General features: G+C 61.1%; 7 protein-coding genes. 1 reads left to right on the top strand and 6 read right to left on the bottom strand.

Features of this window, described 5'->3' with window-relative positions:
• Position 1 precedes the first annotated feature (1 nt).
• Complete coding sequence (locus QF777_11095) at positions 2–409, bottom strand: TOBE domain-containing protein (GenBank protein ID MDP6912092.1); 408 nt, start codon at positions 407–409, stop codon at positions 2–4.
• A 128-nt stretch (positions 410–537) separates the two neighbouring features.
• Here QF777_11095 and QF777_11100 point away from each other — a divergent pair, with 128 nt between their 5' ends.
• Positions 538–939, top strand: a complete 402-nt coding sequence (locus tag QF777_11100) for a hypothetical protein (GenBank protein MDP6912093.1) — start codon at positions 538–540, stop codon at positions 937–939.
• A 16-nt stretch (positions 940–955) separates the two neighbouring features.
• Here the strand turns inward: QF777_11100 and QF777_11105 are convergent, their stop codons facing one another.
• From QF777_11105 to QF777_11125, 5 genes are all read right to left on the bottom strand, one after another.
• The gene (locus QF777_11105; GenBank protein MDP6912094.1) at positions 956–1,873 is read right to left on the bottom strand and encodes an ATP-binding cassette domain-containing protein; all 918 of its coding nucleotides are present in this window, start codon (positions 1,871–1,873) and stop codon (positions 956–958) included.
• Positions 1,870–2,718 (bottom strand): ABC transporter ATP-binding protein, encoded by an 849-nt coding sequence (locus tag QF777_11110; protein ID MDP6912095.1) that lies wholly within the window; start codon positions 2,716–2,718, stop codon positions 1,870–1,872. The genes QF777_11105 and QF777_11110 overlap by 4 nt, the downstream gene beginning before the upstream one ends.
• A complete protein-coding gene (locus QF777_11115; protein ID MDP6912096.1) occupies positions 2,718–3,593 on the bottom strand; it encodes an ABC transporter permease in 876 nt (291 codons plus the stop codon). Before QF777_11115 ends, QF777_11110 begins: the two co-directional genes overlap by 1 nt.
• Complete coding sequence (locus QF777_11120; GenBank protein ID MDP6912097.1) at positions 3,590–4,576, bottom strand: ABC transporter permease; 987 nt, start codon at positions 4,574–4,576, stop codon at positions 3,590–3,592. The genes QF777_11115 and QF777_11120 overlap by 4 nt, the downstream gene beginning before the upstream one ends.
• Positions 4,577–4,618: 42 nt before the next feature.
• On the bottom strand, positions 4,619–6,314 hold a 1,696-nt coding region (locus QF777_11125), incomplete at its 5' end, for an ABC transporter substrate-binding protein (GenBank protein ID MDP6912098.1).

Raw genomic sequence — 6,314 nt, forward strand, 5'->3', positions numbered from 1 at the left:
GTCAGCGGGGGCGTTCGACGACCACGTTGGTGGCCTTGACGGCAGCCACAGCCAGAACGCCGGGCTCCAGGCCCAGCTCGTCGACAGCTTCGGCTGAGAGCAGCGACACCACGCGGTGGGGACCGGCTTGAATCTCCACCTGGGCCATGACCCCATCTCGGACCACCCGTGTCACCAAGCCGGTGAACCGGTTGCGAGCTGACAGTGCCGCGCCGGTGTCGCCGTCGGGCGGAGGTGTCCCCTCGGCTGCCAGATCCTGGGCCAGGCGGGCCAGTTCGGTGCCGGCGATCGTGCGATGGCCCCCGACGGTTCGCCCGGTGGCCAGGCGGCCCGCATCGGCCCAACGACGCACGGTGTCCGGACTCACTCCGAGCAGTTGCGCCGCTTCTCCCATACGAAAGGTGCTCATACCAGAAAAACTAACCAAAAAAATGTTGTTTGCGCTACTCGGAAGCGGTCGTCGGTCGGGGAGTCCGGTGAGCTGGGAGAATCCGAACCTTCGGGGAGGGCAACGGGAGACTGGGCTACCGTCCGGCTGTGAGCATCCCCGTGTCGGTCGTCGACGTTCCTACCAGGTTGGAGGAATACGGCACAGCGGCGTTTCTGGTTACCGTGTCGCCCGACGGCACCCCCAAGGTGGTCCACGTGGCGGTCGTCTGGGAAGCCGGTGCGGCCACCTTCCGATGCGCCCCGGGCAGCGGCACGCTCCGGAACCTCGGTGGTGTCACACGTGCCACAGATGGTCCGGATGCCACGGCTGGCTCAGGGGCTGGTTTGGGCCCGGCGACGCTGATCTTCCCGGGGTCCGACGTCGATACCCATAGTTGGCTGGTCGACACCACCGGTCAGGTGCATCCCGATGACCCGGAGTTGGCTCTGCTGGCCTACGAGTCAGGAGTGTTGCACCGCCCGGCATCCGGCGAGCAGGTGCACTGCTGACACCGGTTAGCGCGAGCTATTCCTGAGCAACCAGATGCCCGGGCTCCACCTCGGTGTGGGTGACCAGGTCGGGTCCTTCTCCCGCGGGCCAGACCGGGCTGGGGATCTCGCCCGTGATGAGCGGTCGTTCGGTCCGCTGCCGGGGATCGGCGATTGGCACGGCACCCAGGAGGCGTTTCGTGTAGGAGTGCCTGGGGTCCCGGAATACCTGTTCGCGTGACCCGAGTTCGACTACCTGGCCCAGGTACATCACGGCCACCCGGTGGGCGATGCGCTCCACGACAGCCAGGTCGTGGCTGATGAACAGATAGGACAGGCCCATCTCCTGTTGGAGTTCCAGCATCAGGTTCATGACCTGGGCCTGAACCGACACGTCAAGGGCTGAGACGGCCTCATCGGCAATGACTAGTTCGGGCTTCAGTGCCAGGGCTCGCGCAATGCACACTCGCTGGCGTTGGCCGCCAGAGAACTGGTGGGGGTAGTTGTTCAGCATTGATTGGTCAAGACCGACCAGCTCGAACAACTGGCGCACCTGGTCTGTCGCCTCCTCCTTAGTGGCGACTTTGTGGACCGTCAGGGGTTCGGCCACAGATGTTCCGACCCGGACTCGGGGATCGAGGCTGGCGAAGGGATCCTGAAAGACGATCTGCAGGGTCTGTCTGTGTTCGCGCATCTCCCGAGGGTTGAGGTCAGTTATGTCAACTCCCTTGAGGAGAATTCGGCCCTGGTCCGCGTCGTGGAGACGGATAATGAGGTTGGCCAGGGTTGATTTTCCGCAACCGCTCTCTCCGACCACGGCGAGGGTTTCACCATGATCGATATGAAGCGATACATCAGTCACTGCGTGCACCCGAGCGTTGTGGTCGGTCGGGAACTGTTTCGAGATGTGCTCCACCTCGATAAGGGGACTCTGGTCCTTACCCTGGCTCGTCATGCCAGGTTTCCTGCCAGGTTGAACGGTCTAGGTCCGTCGTGGCCGGCCATGCTTCCAAGTTTGGGCACCGCGCTGAGTAGGCCTCGGGTGTACGACTCTCTCGGCGAGTGGAAGATCTGTTCTACAGGGCCCTGTTCAACAATCTTTGCCTGGTTCATGACGACGACGCGGTCTGCCACTTCAGCAATCACACCCATGTCGTGGGTGATGAGCATCATCGCTGTGCCCGTCTCGACCTGAAGTTGCTTGATGAGTCCAAGAATCTGAGCCTGGATGGTTACATCGAGGGCCGTTGTGGGTTCGTCGGCGATGAGTAGTCGGGGTCCGCAACACAGGCCGATGGCAATCATTATTCGCTGGCGCATGCCTCCAGACATCTCGTGGGGGTATTGACCGATCCTCTTGTCGGCCTCGGGTATCCGCACCAGGTCAAACATTTCTCGGGCCCGAGCCATGCTTGCCTTCCTGTCTGATCCCTGATGGATCCGCAATGCCTCGGCAATCTGTTCGCCGACTGGGTACACCGGGTTCAGGCTCGTGAGCGGCTCCTGGAAGATCATGGCGATCTGGTTGCCGCGGATGCTCCGCATGGTGGCTTCGTCTTGGCCCAACAGGTCGAGCGTCGAACCGTCGTCCATCTGCAGGTCGACTCGGCCGCCAGTGATTTTCGCCCGAGTACCCATTTCGACCAGCCGCATGATTGAAAGAGCGGTGACCGACTTGCCGGAACCTGACTCGCCGACCACGCCCAGCGTCTCACCGGGTTCGATGGCGAAGTTCGCAGAGTCCACGGCAGTGAAATCGTCGAAGGTGACCGTAAGGTCGGAGACTGAGAGGAGGGGCATCAGCGCCCTCGGAGCTTCGGGTTAAAGGCGTCTTGTAGGCCGTCGCCGACGAGGCTGATGCTGAGTCCGGTGATCACGATTGCGATGCCCGGGAAGAAGACCATCCACCATGCGGTCAGTGCGTAGCCCCGATTCTTGCCCAACATCGACCCCCAACTAATCGTGTTGACGTCCACCATGCCGAGGAAGGCCAGTCCGGAGTGGAAGAGGATGGCAATGACCACCGTCAAGGTGGCTGACACCAGTAGAGGAGGCATGGCATTGGGCAGGATCGTGCGGAACATGATCCGTAGGTCGCTGCACCCGATGGCACGGGCAGCCTTCACATACTCCAGTTCTCTCAACTTGAGGAACTCGGCACGCGCAAGGCGGGCTGCTAGCGGCCACAGTGTTAGGCCAATGGCAAGGGTCTCGTTTCGAGTCCCGGGGCCAAGCAGGAAGATGACGACCATCGAGAAGAGGAGCCCCGGCATTACCTGAAAGATTTCGGTGAATCGCATGAGTAGGGAGTCGATCCACCCGCCGAAGTATCCGGCCAGGCTTCCGACCAAGATGCCGATGGTCATAGTCATGGCGGCGGCTACCGCAGCAACCACCAGAGTTGCCCGGCCTCCTCCGATGATTCCGGCCAGAATGTCCCGGCCCAGATAGTCGGTTCCCAGTGGCGGGGCTAGGTCGCTGCCGGGGCCAAGGAACGGTCTGGCAACCATCTTGTTTGCGCTTGTCCCGTAGAGGCCGGGGCCGAAGATGGTTATCAGGACGATTAGGGAGAATACGACCAGGCCCACGGCTGCTGCCTTGTTCCGAAGGAACATACGCAAGGCTCCCCGGCCGCCAGCTTCGACTTGTTCGATGGCTACGCCGAAGTCGGTCATCGGGACCCTCCGACGCGTATTCGGGGATCGATGAGCCGGTAGACAAGATCTGTGAGCAGGTTGGCCACGATGACCATGGCCGAAGAGAAGATCATGATGCCGAGCAGCGTCGGAGTGTCACGCCGGAAGATTGAGTCGACTGCCAGTCTTCCGATTCCAGGCCAGGCGAATACGACCTCGACGAGTAGGGCGCCGGACAATAGGTTTCCGACCTGGAGTCCGGCGGCGGTTACTACGGGAATGATGGCGTTCCGAAGGGCGTGTTTGTAAACAACGACTCGCTCACGGGCGCCCTTCGCCCGGGCGGTGCGGATGTAGTCGGACTCCAGTACCTCGAGCATCGAAGCTCGAGCCAGCCGGGAGTAAATCGCTAGATAGATAATCCCGAGACTGAGCGCCGGGAGGATGAGGTGCTGAAGAAGGTCGATGGTTTCGCCGACCCAGTTGCCGTCGTAGCGGACATCTTCGATACCACCTACGGGGAGCAGGCTCCACTTTGCGGCAAAGAGGACGATAAACATGATGGCCGAGTAGAAGACTGGTGTGGAAAACCCAACCAGGCTCGTCACTGTTGCGGCCGAAGACATCGGGCTTTCGGGCCGTCGGGCGGTGTAGACGCCGATGGCCACACCCAGCCCCACTGCGAAGAGAAGTGAAGTGCCGGCCAGCAGCACCGTAGCGAAGAGTCGCTCGACGATCAGGCGGAGGACCGGCTCGTTGAAGTAGATGGAATCGCCCAGGTCAAGTTGGGCGACGTTACCGACGTAGGTCCCCAACTGGACGAGAAGCGGTTGGTCTAGTCCGTATTCGGCCCGGACCTGGGCGAGAAACTCGGCGTCACCGACGCCTTGGTCACCGGCGAGGTAGAGGGCGGCGTCACCCGGGGCGATCTGGATCAGAAAGAACACGACGACCACGACTGCCAGTAGCAGCCCAATCGCTTGTCCTATTCTGCTCCCGATTCCCCGGGCGAGCGCCGTCACCTCTCGTCTCTATTGGTTTATGTCTCAGCTATAAGCCGATGCCTACTTGTCGATCCAGACGTTTTCCATGCCGGAGAGCGAGCCCCACGTCCCAAGCGGCATGTTCATGACGTAGGTCTGGTGAGCTCCGTAGATCGGCAGCGCGTTGATGCCGTAGAACGGCAACTCCACTGCGGTGATCTCCTGGAACTCGTCGTAGAGCGCCTTCCGGGCGTCGAAGTCCGTTTCGGCTGCTGCTGCGTAGAGAAGCTCGTCGACCTTCTCATTGCAGTAAGCCGAGTTGTTGACGAACACGCCTGGCTTGATGTTGGCGCAGACGTAGGCCCGCTGGACACCGATAACCGGGTCGCCCCAGTTGAAGTAGGCGTTCATCGTCATCTGCCAGGCATCTGGACCGCCGAAGAACATGCCGGCCCACGACGGAAGGTCGGCACTCTGGACGACCTCTACATCGACGCCTACCTCTGCGAGTGCCAGAGCGATGTACTCGGCCACGTAGAGCTGCTGTTCGTTCGGACCTGGGATGTAGTGGATCCTCAACTCCAGACCGTCGGCGTAGCCGGCTTCGGCAAGCAGTGAGCGAGCCTTGTCCAGGTCTACGTCGTAGCGCTCTACGTTCGGGTTGTAGAACGGGCTTGACGGGTGGATGCCACCCAGCAACTCCGAGGTCTGGCCCTGGTGCAGGTTGTTGATGATGAAATCCCGATCGATGGTGTAGGCGATCGCCTGCCTCACCCGCAGATCGCTAATGACGTCGTTTGCCATGTTGAACTGGAGATGGTTCAGCGAACCAACGCCGCTCAACTCGTCAGGATTAGCGACCAAGTTTGAGTTGTTGGCCACCTTGTCTGCGTTAGTCACGCTGGCATAGCCACCTGTGTCGAACTCCCCGGACTCAAGACCCAGCATCATCGTGTCCTCGTTGGGAGTGATGACGTAGATGATGCTGTCGAGGTAGGGGCGACCGGGGATGAAGAAGTCCTCGTAGGCGTCCATCACGATCTTTTCGGTGTTGTTCCACTCGGTAAGACGGAACGGACCGGAACCGACCGCGATCAAGTCACCCTCCAGGGCGGCCGTGTTGTTTGGATGCCCCTTCATCTCGTTGATCGCCGTGCCGTCATCCATGATGTGCTTCGGCATGATCGGCATCAGTACGTCTGACATGGCGATCCACAGCGCGGGGTGCGGGTTATCCAGGTGGAGCACCACCGTGAGGTCGTCCGGCGTGTCAATTGAGTTGACTGGGGCCCACATCCCGGTGAACGGGTGGTTGTTCTTGACCACTTCGATCGAGAACTTCACGTCCGCTGACGTGATCGGCATCCCGTCGTGGAAGGTCGCTCCGTCCACAAGGTTCAGGGTGACGGTCATCTGATCATCCGATACATCCCAAGACTCAGCCAGGTACGGCTGGGGATGCCAGTTGGCGTCGAGGTGGACCAGTGAGGCGAAGACTTTCGAACTCACGTTGCCAATACCGACTCCGGATGCCACTCCGTGGTTGATGCCCGCCCCAACCTGGGACGTAGCCATCACCAGCGTGCCACCGCGCACTGGGATTACTGGAGCAACCAGATCGCCCGAACCCTGGCTCGAACCAGCTGGGGCGTACTCGTAGACGACGTTGGCGTTGGACGCAGCAATGTCACCGGAGTCGGCGTGGCCGATCACGGTGATCTTCTGGGAACCACAGTCGCCAAAGGCGTCACAGGTGATCAGGCCAATGATGCCCGAG

Source organism: Acidimicrobiales bacterium (assembly GCA_030747595.1).
GTDB lineage: Bacteria > Actinomycetota > Acidimicrobiia > Acidimicrobiales > MedAcidi-G1 > UBA9410.

Excerpts from the sequence above, each read along its gene's own strand:
- QF777_11095 (MDP6912092.1), bottom strand. The coding sequence starts at position 409 with ATGAGCACCTTTCGTATGGGAGAAGCGGCGCAACTGCTCGGAGTGAGT.
- QF777_11105 (MDP6912094.1), bottom strand. The coding sequence starts at position 1,873 with ATGACGAGCCAGGGTAAGGACCAGAGTCCCCTTATCGAGGTGGAGCAC.
- QF777_11110 (MDP6912095.1), bottom strand. The coding sequence starts at position 2,718 with ATGCCCCTCCTCTCAGTCTCCGACCTTACGGTCACCTTCGACGATTTC.
- QF777_11115 (MDP6912096.1), bottom strand. The coding sequence starts at position 3,593 with ATGACCGACTTCGGCGTAGCCATCGAACAAGTCGAAGCTGGCGGCCGG.